General features: G+C 44.9%; 14 protein-coding genes. 5 read left to right on the forward strand and 9 right to left on the reverse strand.

Translation table 11 applies throughout. From position 1 onward, the window contains the following. Positions 1 to 19: 19 nt before the first annotated feature. From R7Q11_RS11835 to gap, 3 genes are all read right to left on the reverse strand, one after another. On the reverse strand, positions 20 to 2,056 hold the full coding sequence (locus tag R7Q11_RS11835) for a methyl-accepting chemotaxis protein (RefSeq protein ID WP_025767192.1): 2,037 nt from the start codon (positions 2,054 to 2,056) through the stop codon (positions 20 to 22). 197 nt (positions 2,057 to 2,253) lie between these two features. Beyond that, entirely contained in the window at positions 2,254 to 3,138 is an 885-nt protein-coding gene (locus R7Q11_RS11840) for a D-hexose-6-phosphate mutarotase (RefSeq protein ID WP_033907352.1), read from the reverse strand. 156 nt (positions 3,139 to 3,294) lie between these two features. After that, on the reverse strand, positions 3,295 to 4,290 hold the full coding sequence (gap, locus tag R7Q11_RS11845) for a type I glyceraldehyde-3-phosphate dehydrogenase (protein WP_005380697.1): 996 nt from the start codon (positions 4,288 to 4,290) through the stop codon (positions 3,295 to 3,297). A 337-nt stretch (positions 4,291 to 4,627) separates the two neighbouring features. On the opposite strand from gap, the gene msrB reads away from it, so the two are divergent. After that, the gene (gene msrB / locus R7Q11_RS11850; protein ID WP_042522504.1) at positions 4,628 to 5,035 is read left to right on the forward strand and encodes a peptide-methionine (R)-S-oxide reductase MsrB; all 408 of its coding nucleotides are present in this window, start codon (positions 4,628 to 4,630) and stop codon (positions 5,033 to 5,035) included. Between the two features lie 117 nt (positions 5,036 to 5,152). Here the strand turns inward: msrB and R7Q11_RS11855 are convergent, their stop codons facing one another. Continuing rightward, complete coding sequence (locus R7Q11_RS11855) at positions 5,153 to 5,974, reverse strand: DUF2989 domain-containing protein (RefSeq protein ID WP_042522503.1); 822 nt, start codon at positions 5,972 to 5,974, stop codon at positions 5,153 to 5,155. Between the two features lie 101 nt (positions 5,975 to 6,075). Here R7Q11_RS11855 and R7Q11_RS11860 point away from each other — a divergent pair, with 101 nt between their 5' ends. Further along, positions 6,076 to 6,360, forward strand: coding sequence for a YeaC family protein (locus R7Q11_RS11860; RefSeq protein ID WP_005380700.1), 285 nt, complete (start codon positions 6,076 to 6,078; stop codon positions 6,358 to 6,360). 96 nt (positions 6,361 to 6,456) lie between these two features. Here R7Q11_RS11860 and ansA read toward each other — a convergent pair whose 3' ends face one another. Then, a complete protein-coding gene (gene ansA, locus R7Q11_RS11865) occupies positions 6,457 to 7,470 on the reverse strand; it encodes an asparaginase (RefSeq protein WP_017635822.1) in 1,014 nt (337 codons plus the stop codon). 164 nt (positions 7,471 to 7,634) lie between these two features. After that, positions 7,635 to 9,485, reverse strand: a complete 1,851-nt coding sequence (sppA, locus tag R7Q11_RS11870; protein WP_005380705.1) for a signal peptide peptidase SppA — start codon at positions 9,483 to 9,485, stop codon at positions 7,635 to 7,637. A gap of 224 nt (positions 9,486 to 9,709) precedes the next feature. Between sppA and R7Q11_RS11875 the strand changes: the two genes are divergently transcribed. Next, entirely contained in the window at positions 9,710 to 11,722 is a 2,013-nt protein-coding gene (locus R7Q11_RS11875; RefSeq protein ID WP_170890467.1) for an NADPH-dependent 2,4-dienoyl-CoA reductase, read from the forward strand. 59 nt (positions 11,723 to 11,781) lie between these two features. On the opposite strand, the gene R7Q11_RS11880 is transcribed toward R7Q11_RS11875, so the two are convergent. Next, the gene (locus R7Q11_RS11880; RefSeq protein ID WP_025767195.1) at positions 11,782 to 13,098 is read right to left on the reverse strand and encodes an MFS transporter; all 1,317 of its coding nucleotides are present in this window, start codon (positions 13,096 to 13,098) and stop codon (positions 11,782 to 11,784) included. A 173-nt stretch (positions 13,099 to 13,271) separates the two neighbouring features. Between R7Q11_RS11880 and R7Q11_RS11885 the strand changes: the two genes are divergently transcribed. After that, positions 13,272 to 13,820, forward strand: a complete 549-nt coding sequence (locus R7Q11_RS11885; protein ID WP_005380711.1) for an NAD(P)H nitroreductase — start codon at positions 13,272 to 13,274, stop codon at positions 13,818 to 13,820. 103 nt (positions 13,821 to 13,923) lie between these two features. Then, entirely contained in the window at positions 13,924 to 15,891 is a 1,968-nt protein-coding gene (locus R7Q11_RS11890; protein WP_225466458.1) for a DNA topoisomerase III, read from the forward strand. Positions 15,892 to 15,935: 44 nt separating this feature from the next. Here R7Q11_RS11890 and R7Q11_RS11895 read toward each other — a convergent pair whose 3' ends face one another. Both R7Q11_RS11895 and R7Q11_RS11900 read right to left on the reverse strand, forming a co-directional pair. After that, positions 15,936 to 16,142 (reverse strand): hypothetical protein, encoded by a 207-nt coding sequence (locus R7Q11_RS11895; protein WP_005380717.1) that lies wholly within the window; start codon positions 16,140 to 16,142, stop codon positions 15,936 to 15,938. Positions 16,143 to 16,325: 183 nt separating this feature from the next. Continuing rightward, positions 16,326 to 17,015, reverse strand: coding sequence for an SDR family oxidoreductase (locus R7Q11_RS11900; protein ID WP_017635826.1), 690 nt, complete (start codon positions 17,013 to 17,015; stop codon positions 16,326 to 16,328). Between the last annotated feature and the right edge of the window lie 109 nt (positions 17,016 to 17,124).

Consider the following 17,124-nt stretch of genomic DNA (forward strand, 5'->3'; position numbering starts at 1 on the left):
GGTCGGCTCTTATTAAGTATTAGTGGAAGAAGTCGACTTGCTCTTTCAAGTTTCGTGCTTGTTGTTGAAGTTCAATGGCACTTTGCGAGGTTTTTGCGCTCGTGTTGCGGCTTTCTCGGTTAAGTTCACTGATAGAATGGGCATTTGCTGCAATTTCTTGTGAAACTTGAGCTTGTTCTTCTGAAGTCGCTGCAATGGCGTCGGCTTGAGAGGCTATCGACTGCACTTGTACTGCGATGGCTTCTAATGCTGTGCCCGCGTCTTGTGCTTTGTCCAAGACCTGGTTTGCACTGCGTTGGCTGTCTGTCATCATATTAACTGCATTATGAGTCGACCCTTTTAGTTTCTCGATAATTTCCACGACATCTTGAACTGAGCTTTGGGTTCGGTGCGCAAGTGTGCGCACTTCATCTGCTACAACTGCGAAGCCACGGCCTTGCTCACCTGCTCGTGCTGCTTCAATGGCGGCATTCAAGGCAAGTAAATTGGTTTGCTCAGCAATTTCATCAATCATTTTAGTGACGGTTTGAATACTCTCGCTATCGCGATTTACTTGCTCGATAGCCGTTGCTGATTGATCCAATTGATCGTTAAGTTGAGCAACGTCGATACATACGCCTTCAACAATCGCGAGACCAGATTGACTATCAGTATTTGCTGAGCGTACGTTTTCCGCAATGCTTTCGACTTGTTGTGCGACAGATTGAGCGGAAGAGGCCATTTCTTCAATCGCTGTCACAACTTGCTCGACTTCTTGTTGTTGTCGGTCGGCTTGGGTCAAATTGCTATGTGCATCGTTGGCAACGCTGGTGGAGTTGCTCTCCACTAAGTCGCTTGTTGAACGGATCTTACCAACGAGTTCATTGAGCTGACTTGCCATACTGGCGACACCCGAGCTCAGGTTCGTAATTTCATTCTTTGATGCTTTACGAGACGCTGGAATGTTCAAGCTGACTTCGCCGCCCGCTAAGCGAGTCATGTATGAGTTTAGAGTCGTGAGAGGTTGTAAGCTGCGATTCAAGAAAAGTGTCAGTACAACAAAAGTAATGATTGCCGCTACCGAAGAAATGATGGCAATGAGTGTGAGAAGCGTGTCGCTACCTTTTGTTACTTCTTTGATAAACGTACCACCTAGCAGTTTCCAGTTCCAACCTGGAACCTCTGTGTAGACAAGATACTTTTCGCCTACGTTACCTTGGTACTCGAAAGGGTAGCGAATTAATCCACTAGATTGTTCGAAAATCTGGCCAAAAGGCTTGTGACCATTGTAGTCGGCGACTTCTAGTATTGACGAATCTGAGCCGCTTTTTGCTGGATGAAGTAGGTATTTACCAAGATTGTTTTCGTCGTTATCAACGATAATGGTGTAACCAGTGTCGCCCCATTTTATCTCTTCGAGTGCATCGAACAAGGTTTGTGTCGCTTGGTCTACTGGTAAGCCAATAAACGATAGGCCTGCTACCTTTCCTGTCGCATCTTTGATTGGGGCATAGTAGGTAATGTAGCGCTCGCCATACAATTTAATTTGAGCGTAATACGGTTGTCCTGCTTTAAGTTGCTGATAACCAGGATGGTTGATGCCTAGCGTGGTTCCGACCGCTCGCTGACCTTGTGGATCTTTTAGGGAGGTGGACACCCGAATAAAGTCGTCACCCAATGGTGCGAATAGCGTTGCTATAGCGCCGGTATCACGTGTGAAACTGTCGACCAACTTGGTGTCATTAATTAAGCTTTCACTGTATTGAGTGATGTTTGGTACTTCATGTCCCATGAAGTCAACCGTGTAATTTTCGACATAGACACCGGCAAGGTAGCCATTGCGAAAAGTAGATTCGAGGACTTTAGCGGTGTGCAGGTAAGCATCGAATTGGCCAGCAATGGTTTTTGCCATTGATTCTACTTTAGATTGGTGTTCTTTCAGTGTGCTTTCCAATAGAACATCGGAAGCGTTGCGGTAAACAAGCGCTGCAATACTGCTGAAAGCAATGAATAGACACAAAGTGATCACCAGTTTCAACTGGAATCCGACACTTTGATTTCGGTATCTCTCTAACATAGACTAATTCCTGATATTTTTATTATTTATGAGTTTTGTATCGGTATGCTATCGGTTTATATGATCAATTTTTTTGATATTTATTAATGAAACCGTCAAAAGTGACTAGTAACCAATAAGTTAGTAAAGATAGGACCATCTAAGCAGAGCTTTTATTACAAAAAAAGCCGGGTATCCCGGCCTTTATATGGTGATTCTTACTGCGCTGAAATGACAGTGACAAGTTCATGTGTCTCACCTGGTTGGAGCGTTTGACCTTGCTCAATACTTGGTGCATGAACAGCAGACTCCACACACAACATGGTTTGATAACCATCGTCAGCCATGTCACCCATGCTTTGCGCACCTTCTGCCCAAGGGTTCCATAATACTGCTGAGTTGTGGCCTTGGTTGTGTACGCTTAGCGTACGATCCAATACCGGGTCTTTTACCAAAATTTTCGCTTCTGGTTGCGTGTAAACGCGATCAATGGTGTCAGTTAGTTGTAGAACATTACCACCTTGGCATACCGCATCAGCTTTCAAGCTATCAATGTACTCGGCACCCATGCCTGTCGTTTGTGCTTGCTTAATGTCTCCAACGTTTAGGTAAGTATGTAATGCGCCAGAGAAGGTCCAAGCCTCGTCATCAATGTTCATGACTTTGAGCGTCACTTTTAGCTCATCGCCCACTTCAATCACCAAACGAGCGTCAAACATATGGGGCCAAATATCGTGGATTTCTTCTGTCGGGAACAGAGCAAGTTCAACAATCACACCGTTATGGTTCTCACGATGTTCAACCAACTCCCATTCTGCGGTGCGGGCAAAGCCGTGAGCTGGAGCAGCAATACGCCCAAACCAAGGCCAACAAACCGGAATACCACCGCGAAGAGCAGCTTTACCATCGAAGACAGCTTTTTCGCTCATCCAGATCAGATCTTCTTGACCTTCAGGCGTGAACGACACGACATGACCACCGTGTAGCGAGATGCCTGCCGTTGCTTTGTCATGAATCACGCGGACGATTTTTATCTGATCAACTTCAACGATAGTGACGTTATCAGATAGCACCGTTAGGGCTGGGAGAGTTTTTAAATCCATGTGTAGTTTCCTATCGCTGGGGGAGAGCTTTTAGACGCGCTTCGCACATTAAATGCAACATCGAGCCTGCATTCTCTCAAATTCCAGATACAAAAAAGGCGACTCTAGAGCCGCCTTTTCTTTAACGAAGTTATTCGCTAATTGCTAACTTTCTAATTACTTAGAGATGTGAGCGATTAGGTCTAGAACTTTGTTTGAGTAACCGATTTCGTTGTCGTACCAAGATACAACCTTAACGAATTTGTCAGTTAGCGCGATACCAGCTTTAGCATCGAATACTGAAGTGCAAACTTCGCCGATGAAGTCTTGAGATACAACTGCATCTTCAGTGTAGCCTAGAACGCCTTTTAGTTCGCCTTCAGAAGCTTCTTTCATCGCTTTACAGATGTCTTCGTAAGAAGCACCGTTAACTAGGTTAACAGTTAGGTCAACTACAGAAACGTTAGCAGTTGGTACGCGGAAAGCCATACCAGTTAGTTTGCCGTTTACTTCTGGAAGTACAACGCCTACAGCTTTAGCAGCACCAGTTGAAGATGGGATGATGTTTTGAGAAGCACCACGACCACCGCGCCAGTCTTTAGCAGAAGGACCATCTACAGTTTTTTGAGTTGCTGTAGTTGCGTGAACTGTAGTCATAAGACCAGATTCGATACCGAACTTGTCGTTAAGAACTTTAGCGATAGGCGCTAGACAGTTAGTAGTACAAGAAGCGTTAGAAACGATGTCTTGACCAGCGTAAGTGTCGAAGTTTACGCCGTTAACGAACATTGGAGTAGCGTCTTTAGAAGGACCAGTTAGTACAACTTTTTTCGCGCCAGCAGTGATGTGCTTACGTGCAGTCTCGTCAGTTAGGAAAAGACCAGTTGCTTCAGCTACAACGTCAACACCGATTTCGTCCCATTTTAGGTCTTCAGGGTTGCGCTCTGCAGTAACACGTACAGTTTTACCGTTAACGATTAGGTTACCGCCTTCAACTTCAACAGTACCGTTGAAACGGCCGTGAGTTGAGTCATACTTAAGCATGTATGCCATGTAATCTACATCGATAAGGTCGTTAATACCTACTACTTCGATGTCGTTGCGCTCTTGCGCTGCACGGAATACGAAACGACCGATACGGCCAAAACCGTTAATACCTACTTTGATAGTCATTATAGTTGCTCCACAACTTAATTTCTGATTAAAGATAACTGGTAGTAAAATTACAGAATCCAGTAAACATCTGCAAGTGATAATCGGACTTAACTTGTTTAAAGTCAAAAAAAAGCGACGCTTTTTTTAACAATTCTTTGCAAATGTACGTTTTTTAAACTTTTAACTGATTCTTCTGTAGCCCAGTTGGCGTAATATAACTGGTGAGATAAGTGCTCTTATCAAATTAATTACTCATGGTGTCCTGGTGAGAAAGTATGTGCTACAAGTGTTAAGAGAAGCAAGTTTTTTGCTAAAAAAGTCAATACCAAGAACAGTAAATAAGGAGCCGAAAGTCGTGGAACAAAGCGGGAAAAAAGTGACGAAGTCAGATGAACAGTGGCGTGAGCAACTGTCTGATGAAGAGTTCCGTATTTGCCGAGAGCAAGGTACAGAGCCTCCTTTCAGCGGTAAGCTACTGCATAATAAGGAAACTGGTGTTTATGCTTGTACTTGTTGTAATGCCCCTCTCTTTGTCTCTGATAACAAGTATGACTCTGGCTGCGGATGGCCAAGTTTTGATGCGCCTATCAACGATCAAGCGGTGCGCTATTTAGAAGATCTAAGTCACGGAATGGTACGTACAGAGATTCGTTGTGCAACGTGTGATAGCCATCTAGGGCACGTTTTTGAAGATGGCCCACAGACCACAGGAGAGCGTTTTTGTGTTAATTCTGTGTCGTTAATTTTCAACAAATCAGAATAATAACGACAAAATTGTGCTCGAGATTGTTTTATCCTTTCAGGATGATTCAAGCTCAACAGTGATCTGAGTGTCGCTCGACTTAAATAAAAACTCCCGCTCATTGCGGGAGTTTTTCGTTTATATCTCACTGGGTATCATTGTTGGGGAATAGATACCTTTCTCTATGGCTTTCGCCACCGATTCGGCTAATTCATCCAACTGCTTATATCGCTCTGGATGACTGAAATTGAACATACGTTGGAGCTGCTTTTCATCAGCAAGCGGTACGTCGAATCTCTTCGCGACCATTGCCCATAGATACGCTTGCTCTTTGTCTCCAAGCCCTTGATGAATACTTGCCATTGACTTGAGAATGACCGGATTGATGTTGTCTTCATCAGATAAAGACAACGCGTTATTAAGAAGCTCCAGGGTTTTCTTGGTATCTCGGTTGGTATAAAAAGTGGCTAATGCATATTGCATCTCAGCATTATTTAATTGGGGAGACCCTTCCATTTGTAAAAATGCGCGCCGAGCTTGAGTATCTCCCGTTTGAGACCATAAGAAATACAAAGTAGCCGGGTCTTCTGAACCTTTTAACTCGTTTACAATGCGCTCTAGCTCATCAATACTGTGTACCAATGCATTAAAGCGTTGTCTTTTGAGAGCACTTTGATCAATAGGGGTGATCTGGGAGGCGAGTTCTAAGCATTTCCTATATTCAGCGACCAGACCGTATTCGATGATTTGGTTTGCTTCCGATGGGTTTTTCAATTGCTCAAACCGATGCCAAACCAAATTTGTTCTTGGAATTCGACATTGGCCGTCATCCATATTGAGCTGCTCGCAACGCAGTTCTGGTGTTTTTTGGCACAACTCTTCGGTTGTCACGTTACCTTCAAAACAGCCCGATAGCACAAAACATGCGAGGCTGAGAAGTAACCAGTTTGTTCTTTTCATGGCTTTGCTTGTGATCCGTTACACCAATTCATTTTCGTATTCTTGACTCAGTTTCTTAACCCGTTATGTTCTGTAAATAGAATGTAATAAGAAGGTACACTATGGACGCAGAACAACTATTACAAGCGATGACTCCAGAAGTTTATGATCGCTTAGTCTATGCAGTAGAAACGGGAAGATGGCCTGAGGGTACAACACTTTCTAAAGAGCAGCGAGATTCGTGTATGCAAGCTGTGATGTTGTATCAATCAAAACATAATACTGATGCGCAGCATATGACGGTTGCAGCCGGTGGTGAAATCAGTTTTAAATCAAAACAAGAGCTTAAAAAACAATTCAGCGGAGAAGAGAGCGATATTGTTCGTGTGAATCCGAACATTGATTAATCCTTACGCCTTAATTTCTCAAAATTTTATTATTTTGATTTTGAAAGAAAAAAGCCCAAATTGTATTGGGCTTTTTAGATCGCAGAAAGCTTGAACTTACAGGCTCATTTCACCACGCAGTACTTGTTGCATTCTCTCTTTTACTTCTTCGTAAGAAAGGTTTTGGCTTAGAAGGTAGTGTAGTTTTGCCAGCGCCGCTTCGGGCGTCATGTCAAAGCCACTGATAACACCAGAGTCTGCGAGCGCACAACCTGTGGCATATCCGCCCATATTCACTTTACCTGCCAAACACTGAGTTAGGTTTACGACAATAACGCCGCGCTCAGAGGCTTCTTTCAGGTGACCAAGCAGCTCAGGGTTCTGAGGAGCATTACCGACACCAAAAGTCAGAAGAATCATCGCATTCACGGGCTGACGAAGCGTGTTGCGGATAACTTCGTGTGAAATACCAGGGTACATGGTGATCACACCGATTGGTTGTGGCGTGATGTTGTGAACCTTAAACTCACCTTCTGGTTGTGCACCAACGGTTACGCTGTTGCTAACTTGAATATTGATCCCAGCTTCCAATAGTGGAGGAAGGTTTGGTGAAGTAAAGGCATTAAAACCGTCTGCATGAGATTTTGTACTGCGGTTACCACGCATCAATTGATTATTGAAGAACAAAGTTACTTCGTTGATCGGGTAGTTTGCCGCAATATGTAGCGCGTTTAATAGGTTTGCTTGGCCGTCAGAACGCAGCTCTGCGAGAGGGATTTGTGAACCCGTTACAATCACTGGCTTACCAAGGTTTTCAAGCATGAAAGACAATGCGGACGCTGTGTACGCCATGGTGTCAGTACCATGTAGGATAACGAAACCATCGTATTTGTCATAGTTGTCACGAATATCATTCGCAATCTGCTGCCAGTCAGCAGGTGTCATATCTGATGAGTCAATCAGAGGGTCGTATTCGTGGATGGTGTAATCCGGCATTTCAGGACGATGGAATTCGGGCATGCTTGCTAATTGCTTTTCCATAAAGCCAGCAACAGGCACATAGCCGTGGTCGGATTTTTGCATTCCGATGGTACCACCGGTGTAAGCGATGTAGATGTGTTTTCTAGTCATCGTTTTTTCTTTCGTGTAGGGGAACAGAGGCGGGGATTATATACCTAAATAACCTTGAGATGCGAGGCTATACGCACAGCATCAGAAAGTCATCTGAGGAGATGCAAAGCCTAATAAAAAGGGCACTTCAAGTAGAAGTGCCCTTTGTAATATTGATGGAAAAACTACTGCACTTGGCAGTTCAAACAAAATGCGTATTGACCTTTAGGATCGTTGAAGCTTTGGAGCAAGCTTGCGTCTTGTTCGAATTGTTGAGCTACGGGTTGAAGACTTTTTGGTAGCAAGCTTGTTGCATCAATACCTAGAGAGACTTTCACCTGTTTCATAAACTCTTGTAGAAATAGTTCAGTAGGTGAAAGAGGCTCTTCTACCCAGTAAATGCCATAATCGGTCACGTTCGCTAGTTTCGCCGCTAGCTCTACAGCATCATCAAAGTCACCCATTTGATCGACAAGACCAAAGGATAGTGCATCTTGGCCAGTCCAAACTCGACCTTGAGCAACTTTGTCAACTTCCTCTAGAGACATATCGCGATTCTCGCCAACTAGAGAAATAAAGCGCTTGTAACCGTGCTCGATACCTAACTGGAACACTTGAGACGCGCCCTCAGAAAGGCCAGTGGTAATACCGTCACCTGAGAACGGCGATGTGCCAACGCCATCAGTATTAATACCTAACTTGCTAAAGCCTTTTTCAAACGTGGTGATGACACTAAATATACCAATGGAGCCCGTCAGGGTTGTTGGCTGAGCAACGATTTTGTCTGCGCTCATTGAAATCCAATAACCACCAGAAGCGGCCAAACTCGACATGGATACAACAACCGGCTTACCTGCTTGCTTCAGAGCTTCTACTTCGTTACGAATCACTTCAGAAGCAAAGGCACTGCCTCCTGGACTATCTACTCGTAACACGACCGCTTTCACTTTTTCATCATTGCGTGCTTGACGCAGCAAGCTTGCGACCGTGTCACCACCAACAGTTCCGCGAGGTTGTTGACCGTCCATAATCGCGCCACTGGCTAGAACAACGGCGATGTCGTGTTGAGGTAGTGTGTAATCAGGACGAATCGTTGCAAGGTAGTCGTAGTAACCAATCGCGTTGTAGCTGTCTTTGCCGTCGCTACCAAACTGTTTTGCAAATAGAGTGCGAATGTCTTGGCGTGTCGCGAGTTCATCCACTAGCCCCAATTTGACTGCGAGCTGAGCAATATCGCCATTTACAGACTTCATCTCGTTAATCAGCTCATCCATGGTTGGATTAAGCACTTTCGCATCAATGTTTCGGTTTGTTGTTACGTCATCAACAAAAGCACTCCATAATTGAGTAACCCAACGTGTTGCTGACTCTTTCGCCGCATCGGACATGTCATCACGAATAAAAGGTTCGATAGCGGATTTATAAGTACCTACGCGAAAAACATGAGTAGAAACGTCAAGCTTTTCAAGTAACGTTTTGTAGTACATTGAGTAAGCGCTGTAACCTTTAATCAATACACCACCATCAGGTGCCAGATAAACTTTATCGGCGTAACTTGCCAAGTAATATTGGCTTTGGTTGTAGAAATCACCTACGGCGTAAACGGGTTTGCCTGATGCTTTAAATTCGTTCAACGCTTTCGCGATGTAACGTAGTTTCGTGAGATTTGTTTCTGGCATGTCTCGCAGTGCTAGCACTAATCCAGACACTTTAGGATCGTCTTTCGCGTAGCGAATAGTATCAACGATATCGAAAAGGACGTTTTCTTTCGGTAGCTCATTACCCAAAAGGGAACCAGCAAAAGAGTCCATTGGGTTTACATAACGTCTTTGTTCGACAATTGGGCCTGAAAGGTTCATCACCAATGCCGATTCTTTTTCGACGACAGGTTGACCGTCTCCGGTATAAGTAAAGGCAAAGTAGAAAACGGCAATCATCAGCAAGAAAATTAGGTTTGCCAGTGCGAGTCTGATGAAAGTGATACTTTTCCATATCCCTTTAAATATCAAACCAATAAATTTGAAGAGTTTTTTCATCTTGTCTCCATAACGAGATAGTTACGCCGAGTCTAACAAAGTATGGGTTCTTATCTCTAAGATCTCAAAAGATAACATTTTTTTAGCTTATCACGACCACTCAACAATTGGCATATTTTCACACGAGATTGATCGGTGTTACAAAAATGTAAACGCTTGTTTGATTTTTTGGTTGAGCAGGCTTAATCTGGTCAGACCATGATAATAACAATGGATGTTAAGTGATGTCTGCCATGTACCCAAACCTATTAAAGCCACTGGACCTCGGTTTCACACAATTACGAAACCGAGTTCTGATGGGATCAATGCACACTGGCTTAGAAGAGCACAAAGAAGGATTACAGAAGCTCGCGGCTTTTTATGAAGAACGCGCGAAAGGCGGTGTCGGACTGATTGTAACCGGAGGTTTTTCTCCTAACTTACGCGGTCGTTTACACCCGTTGAGTGCTGAATTCAGCAAGCCAAAACATGCTAAAGCCCATAAAGTTGTGACAGAAGCGGTGCACAAGCACGGTGGTAAAATTGCGTTGCAAATTCTCCATGCTGGGCGTTATGCAATGCATCCATTCTCGCAAAGTGCATCTGGCATTAAAGCGCCAATTGCAAAGTTTGCTCCGAGTGAAATGAGCGACCGCCAGATAAAGAAAACCATCGACGCGTTTGCTAATAGTGCGGAGTTAGCACAGCTTGCTGGTTATGATGGCGTCGAGTTAATGGGCTCGGAAGGTTACTTGATAAACCAATTCTTATGTAAACGTACTAATATGCGTTACGACGAATGGGGTGGCAGCTATAAAAAACGTATGCGTTTTCCGCTAGAAATTGTTAAAGCGGTACGCAAGACGGTAGGTGACAAGTTCATCATCATCTTCCGTCTTTCTATGCTGGATCTTGTCGAGCAGGGCAGCACTTTTGAAGACGTTATCGAATTGGCGAAAGCACTTGAAGAGGCTGGCGTCACGATTATTAATACGGGTATCGGTTGGCATGAGGCTCGAATTCCGACAATTGCGACTCAAGTACCACGCGGTGCGTTTACATGGGTTACGGAAAAAGTTAAACCTCACGTTTCGGTTCCTATTATCACTTGCAACCGTATAAATACGCCAGATGAAGCAGAACGTATTTTATCTTCAGGTCATGCCGACATGGTTTCGATGGCGCGCCCATTCTTGGCCGATCCTTACTTTGTTGCTAAAGCCGAACAGGAAAAAGCGCAGCTTATTAATACGTGTATTGGTTGTAATCAGGCGTGTCTAGATAACGTGTTTAAAGGTAAGCGCGCCAGTTGCTTAGTGAACCCTCTAGCGTGCTATGAAACCGAAATTGTTGTTGAACCAGCCTTTAAAAAGAAAAACATTGCAGTTGTTGGTGCTGGACCTGCGGGCTTGGCTTGTGCGACCACACTGGCTGAACGTGGCCATAAGGTTGATTTGTTCGAAAAGAACGACCGCATCGGTGGTCAGTTCCGTCTTGCGATGCAGATCCCTGGTAAGGAAGAGTTTCGAGAGACGATACGATATTTCGCTAACCGTATTGATGAAACAGGCGTGAATCTGCACTTATCGACGGAAGCGAACTATGACTTACTCACAGAATATGATGAGATAGTGATGGCATCGGGTGTTGAGCCACGTAAAGTCAATATTGATGGAATTGATAACCCAGAGAAAGTCGTCGACTATCAAACTCTCATTCGAGACAAAACGCCAGTCGGTGAGAAAGTGGCTATCGTAGGTGCTGGTGGCATTGGCGTAGATGTCGCGACCATGCTCACAGAGCCAGTTGGACAAACGTTGGATGACTGGTTGCATGAATGGGGAATCGACAAGGAGATGTCTCAGCCGGGCGGTTTATACCCTTACCCTGATGCGGTCAGCGATAAAGAAGTCTGGGTACTTCAGCGTCGTAAAGGTCGTGTAGGTAAAGGTCCGGGTAAAACGACAGGTTGGATCCATAAACGTACCCTTGAAAAACGGGGCGTACATTTAGTCGGCGGCGTGTCTTACGATAGAATTGATGATCAAGGTTTGCACATTCATGTAGACGGAAGCGCGCAGGTACTTAATGCAGACAAAGTTATCATTTGTGCTGGGCAAGAGTCTGTACGTCCGTTTGAAGATAAATGGTCTGAACTTGGAGAGAAGATTCATATCATTGGCGGAGCTGACCATGCGGGTGAACTTGATGCTGTGCGTGCGATTCGTCAAGGTGTTAAATTGGCGGTAAAACTCTAGCCTTTTAATGTGTGTTTACCATAAAAGCTGCGCTTTGAGCGCAGCTTTTTTGTATAGAACTAGTCACTGATATCTGGCAGTTGTTTGGCCATTACCACGCCAGCAAAAGTAATAAAAGAGAACACTAACACCACAGCTGAAAGGCTCAAGAAGTTCGACATAACACCAAGAGAGCTCATTAGAAGCAGCATTATCCCAACCACTGTGTTACTCACGGCTACATAGCTCGTCCGTTTGTCACCTTCTGCGATATCAACTAAATAGGTTTTTCGTCCGACTCGTATTCCGTCGTGGGCAATACAAACACAAAAGTAAAGCAGAGGAATCACGAATAGGAAGCTTTGGCTAGCGGTGACCCATGTATCGTAAACAAATAACACAACACCAAGTAGCGCGCTCATCATTGCGCCTATGACCATCACACTGCGGCTAGAGCGATCGGACATTCTTCCCCAGAAAGGACCTGACACAAAGGAGGCTAAGCCACTCGCAAACATAAAGAGAGCTAGCACCCAGAGCTGTCCACCCAGAGATTGCTGTGCCAGCACAACGTAGTACGGTGCACTCAGCGCAGAACATAAAAATAGTGTCCGCGTGATAACGAATCGACGAAAGGTCACGTCTGTCTTAAGTAACGCGAGTTGTTTAAATGCTTCGAGGACGCCATTTCGACCACCGTCTACCTCACCGGCATACTCATTAATTCGCGCATAGACGAATGCCGCGATGAGCCATATGACGCCCGCTAAGCCTAAACTCAGACCGTAAAAGCGCTCTGTCGGCTCTACGTCCCATAACCAGGCTAGTGCCAGAAGGCTAGCGAAAAGCAGCGTAACCAGGCCAGCAGCGCTTGAAGACCAGCCGTTGACTTGACCTCGTTGGTTTTTAGGGATGGTTTTGCCCAATACATCTTTTGATGCGACGGAATTTAAACCGCGTGAGAGGCTGAAGATCACAAGACATGCAATCACACCATAACCCGCAGCTGCTCCTGTTAGAGTTAATGCGACCAATCCGATTGCAAATATGGAAAGAGCCTGCAAGATGCTGCCAATTACCCAGACCCATTTTCTTACTGGAATGCGTCGGATGTAGTGCGCGATGCTAAGTTGTGGGATAAGGGATCCTGACTCACGAATAGGAACCAGCCAACCAATTAAGTAAACCGGAGCCCCGAGACTTTGTAGTATCCACGGCAACGTGACTTTAGGGTTGATTAACGCATCGCCGACCTTCGTTAAAAACTGAGCGAGAATGATTTTAAGAAAGTTGCCGGGAACTTGATGACAAGCTGATTCAGGAATCGCCTTACAGGCACGGGCATCTTCGTCATTAACGATCTTTTCGTAAATGCTGTTTTGTTTGTCCTTGTTCATCAACCTGCCTATGTTCAACTTATTCATTTCGCGAATAAATTAACATTAAACCCAGATTGATGTTAAGTGAAGCACGTTATCAAGCCCACAGAAAACCGGTTGTTATTCGCAGGAGCAGATTGTGCTAAAGTGGCGTAAACAAAATAACAACGATATTCAATAAGGATTCTTTCATGGACGCTCTCGATCTTTTGCTCAATCGCCGATCTATCGCGAAGTTATCCGCGCCTGCTCCAGAAGGTAAAGCACTTGAGAACATCATTCGTGCTGGCCTTCGTGCGCCTGACCATGCGGGATTAACCCCTTGGCGTTTCGTTATCGCACAGGGCGATGGTTTGAAAAAACTGTCAGATATATTGGTAAAAGCGGCAGAAGCTGAAAATAGTGATGAAGCGGTGGTCGAAAAGGTAAAGAATGCCCCATTTCGCGCACCAATGGTGATCACGGTGATTGCTAAAGTAACAGAACATGAGAAAGTACCAGCACTAGAGCAACACTTATCTGCGGGATGCGCTGTACAAGCGATGCAAATGGCAGCCGTAGCGCAAGGCTTTCAAGGGTTTTGGCGCTCAGGTAAGTGGATGTTCCATCCAGAAGTTCATCAAGCATTTGGTTTAGAGGGTGACGATGAGATTGTTGGTTTCTTGTACTTAGGCACGCCTGGTTGTACACCGATGAAAGTTCCTGAGCGTGACCTTTCTCAGTTTGTTGAATTCCTATAACTGAAAACTTAAATAAATTGACTGTTTATTTATACAGTTTTTCTTGATTTATTAGGGCTACATTCGATAATGTGGCCCTAATTATATTTATTTCCAAAACGTTATGTCTCGTCTGTTTATTGCTGAAAAACCAAGTTTAGGCCGTGCGATTGCCGCTGCACTGCCAAACCCTCAAAAGAAAGATCAAGGATTCATCCGCTGTGGGAACGGGGATATCGTTACTTGGTGTATCGGCCATTTGCTCGAACAAGTCGAACCTGACGCTTACGATGAGCGTTATAAAAAGTGGAATATGGCAGATTTACCAATTGTTCCGCAGCAATGGCAGCTCAGACCGAGGAAAAGCGCAAGTAAGCAATTAACAGTGATTCGCAAATTGCTCAAAGAAGCTAACGAAGTCATTCATGCAGGAGACCCTGACCGCGAGGGGCAGCTGTTAGTTGATGAAGTCCTCGACTATTGCAAGTTATCTAAAACCAAGAAGGAATCCACACAGCGTTTGCTGATTTCCGACTTGAACTTACCTGCGGTTAAACGTGCACTCAGTTCTATGCGCAGTAATCGAGAGTTTATCCCACTTTCAGTTTCTGCATTGGCCCGCTCTCGGGCTGATTGGCTGTATGGTATGAACATGTCTCGTGCTTATACCTTGCTTGGTCAAAAAGCAGGGTATCAAGGTGTTCTCTCGGTAGGGCGAGTGCAAACGCCAGTTCTTGGCTTAGTGGTGCGTCGTGATGAAGAAATCGAAAACTTTGTCCCGAAGGACTATTTTACCCTACATGCTCTGATCCCATATCAAGATGCCAATGGTACTTTTGATATTCGTGCTCGTTGGAAGCCAAGTGAGGCATGCAAGCCTTGGCAGGACGAAGAAGGTCGAGTGTTAAACCGTAAGTTGGTGGAAAATGTTGCAAACCGTATCGCAAGTCAACCTGCAAAAGTGACGGAGTCGGAACAAAAGCAAACCAAGCAATCAGCACCATTACCTTATTCGTTATCTGCTTTACAGATCGATGCCGCGAAGCGCTATGGTATGAGTGCGCAACAAGTACTAGATACTTGTCAGGCATTGTATGAAAAGCACAAGCTGATCACTTACCCGCGTTCAGATTGTCGCTATTTACCGATGGAACACTACTCACAAGCAGGGACGGTGACAACTGCTATTGCGAATAACGCAAAAGAGTTGCAAGTTGCCGTTCAGGGAGCAGACTTAACATTAAAGTCCAAAGCCTGGAACGATAAAAAAGTGGATACGCACCATGCGATTATCCCTACACCGAAGCAAGCTAATGTGAATGCGCTTTCCGGCAATGAGATGAAAGTGTATCAATTGATTGCGCGCCAGTACCTCATGCAGTTCTATCCGGCGGCGGTTTACGCAGAAGCGAAATTGGTTTTCGATATCGCTGGTGGTATGTTTGTCGCGAAAGGTCGTCAGTTAGTTTCGCCGGGTTGGAAAGCGCTAATGGGCAAAACTGACAAGGAAGATGAAGGTATTGATGCCGTGCCACCGCTACCCGAAGGCACCGTGTTAACTTGTCGTGAAGGGGAAATAAAAGACCGAAAAACCGAGCCACCAAAGCATTTTACCGAAGCATCGCTGTTGCAAGCGATGACCGGGATCGCCCGTTACGTTGCGGATAAAGAACTGAAAAAAATCCTTCGTGACACTGATGGGCTAGGCACGGAAGCGACTCGCGCTGGTATTTTGGACACGCTGTTCAAACGCCAACTGCTTACGCGTCAAGGTAAGTCAATTCTCAGTTCTCCTGCGGGAAGAGGTCTCATTCATGCCTTGCCAGAAGATTCAACATACCCTGATATGACGGCTCATTGGGAGCACCAGTTACAAGGTATGGCAGAGAGAAATCAAGCATATCAGCCGTTCATGCAAGCACTGGAACAGCGCATTGATAGCTTGATGGCACAAGTAAAAGCAGGGCCCATCCCTGATTCATTACGTCATCTACCCAAGGTGGAACGTCCTGCGTTTAAACGTAAAAAGCGCAGTTATTCAAAGAACGGTGGCGCGACTAAATCTCGTGCAACCAAAGGTAAGCAGGCATAGGACAAGCGCGGCGTAATTAAACTCCGCGCATGCTTGAAAATAGATTACTCGAACAGATCACCGTGGTTTTGGATCGCGCCTCTTACTTCACCTTGAGTTAACACGCGTTTGTCCAGTACCTCTTTCACCTGGTTGCCCAAGTCAACTAATGTATCTCGATTCGCTTGAGTTTGGCGTTTACCAGCACTTCTCAAGCAGTAATTTAGTTCGTGCTCTTCGCTAAAATTAACCAAATCCCTATCTGCTGCCATCGTGCTTTCTCCTTATTTGTTCTACTTTTTCCTAAGTCTGGATTGGATGTAGATAAATTCAAGTTAGATTGCGTGAATTATGCTGGTGGATCACTGATGAACATTATGTTTGCCAACCAAGTCACGATTATGAAGCCTGGCTTTGATGGTATTTGGTTTAGTGATGGTTGTGTCTTAATGCTGCTACCAAGGTAACTCAGTACCATCGTAGTTAATAAATCGACCTGAAAGCTGCGGTGTGCTCAGCTCTATCACGTTCGCTAGGCCTTGCGCGGAGGTTTGCGTATCTATCAAAGCATTTGGCCCGCCCATCGCCGTTTTTACCCAACCAGGGTGAAGCGCTAAAACGGTAAATCCTTCAGGTGTTAAATCATTACTTAAGCTTTTCACAACCGAGTTAAGCGCCGCTTTCGATGAGCGATAAATATAACCGCCACCGGACGTATTTTCGGTCATGCTCCCCACTTTTGATGAGATACAAGCAATCTTTTTTATCTTGCCTTGTTGTAAGCGAGGGTAACAGTGCTCAACCAGTTTTAACGGTGCAATGGTGTTTACTTCGAAGGCTTTACGCCATTCTTCTACGTCAGTGTTTCCAAAGCCATATCCCTTGGGGCCGTAATATCCTGCATTATTGATGAGTAAGTCGATGGCAGGGAGTTTATCGGCAAGCTTAGCGACTTGTTCGTAGTGAGTGACATCCAGTTCGTGCAAAACCAGATTACTGAATTGTGAGGCTAGAGTTTGTAGTTCTGAACTGTTCTCTAAGGAACGGCTAGTAGCATGTACTTGGTGGCCTTGCTTCAGGTACAGCTCAGTTAAGCTAAGGCCAATGCCGCGATTTGCTCCGGTAATAAAGACGGTTTGACTCATACAAATACCTATGTTTTTTTGATTTCAGTTGAAAGTCATTGTGTTAGCTAAGCACAATAAAATCAACCAACCACCACGCACCAACAACGAGAGATGAAAATAGGGACAG

Source organism: Vibrio sp. 970, from assembly GCF_033339075.1.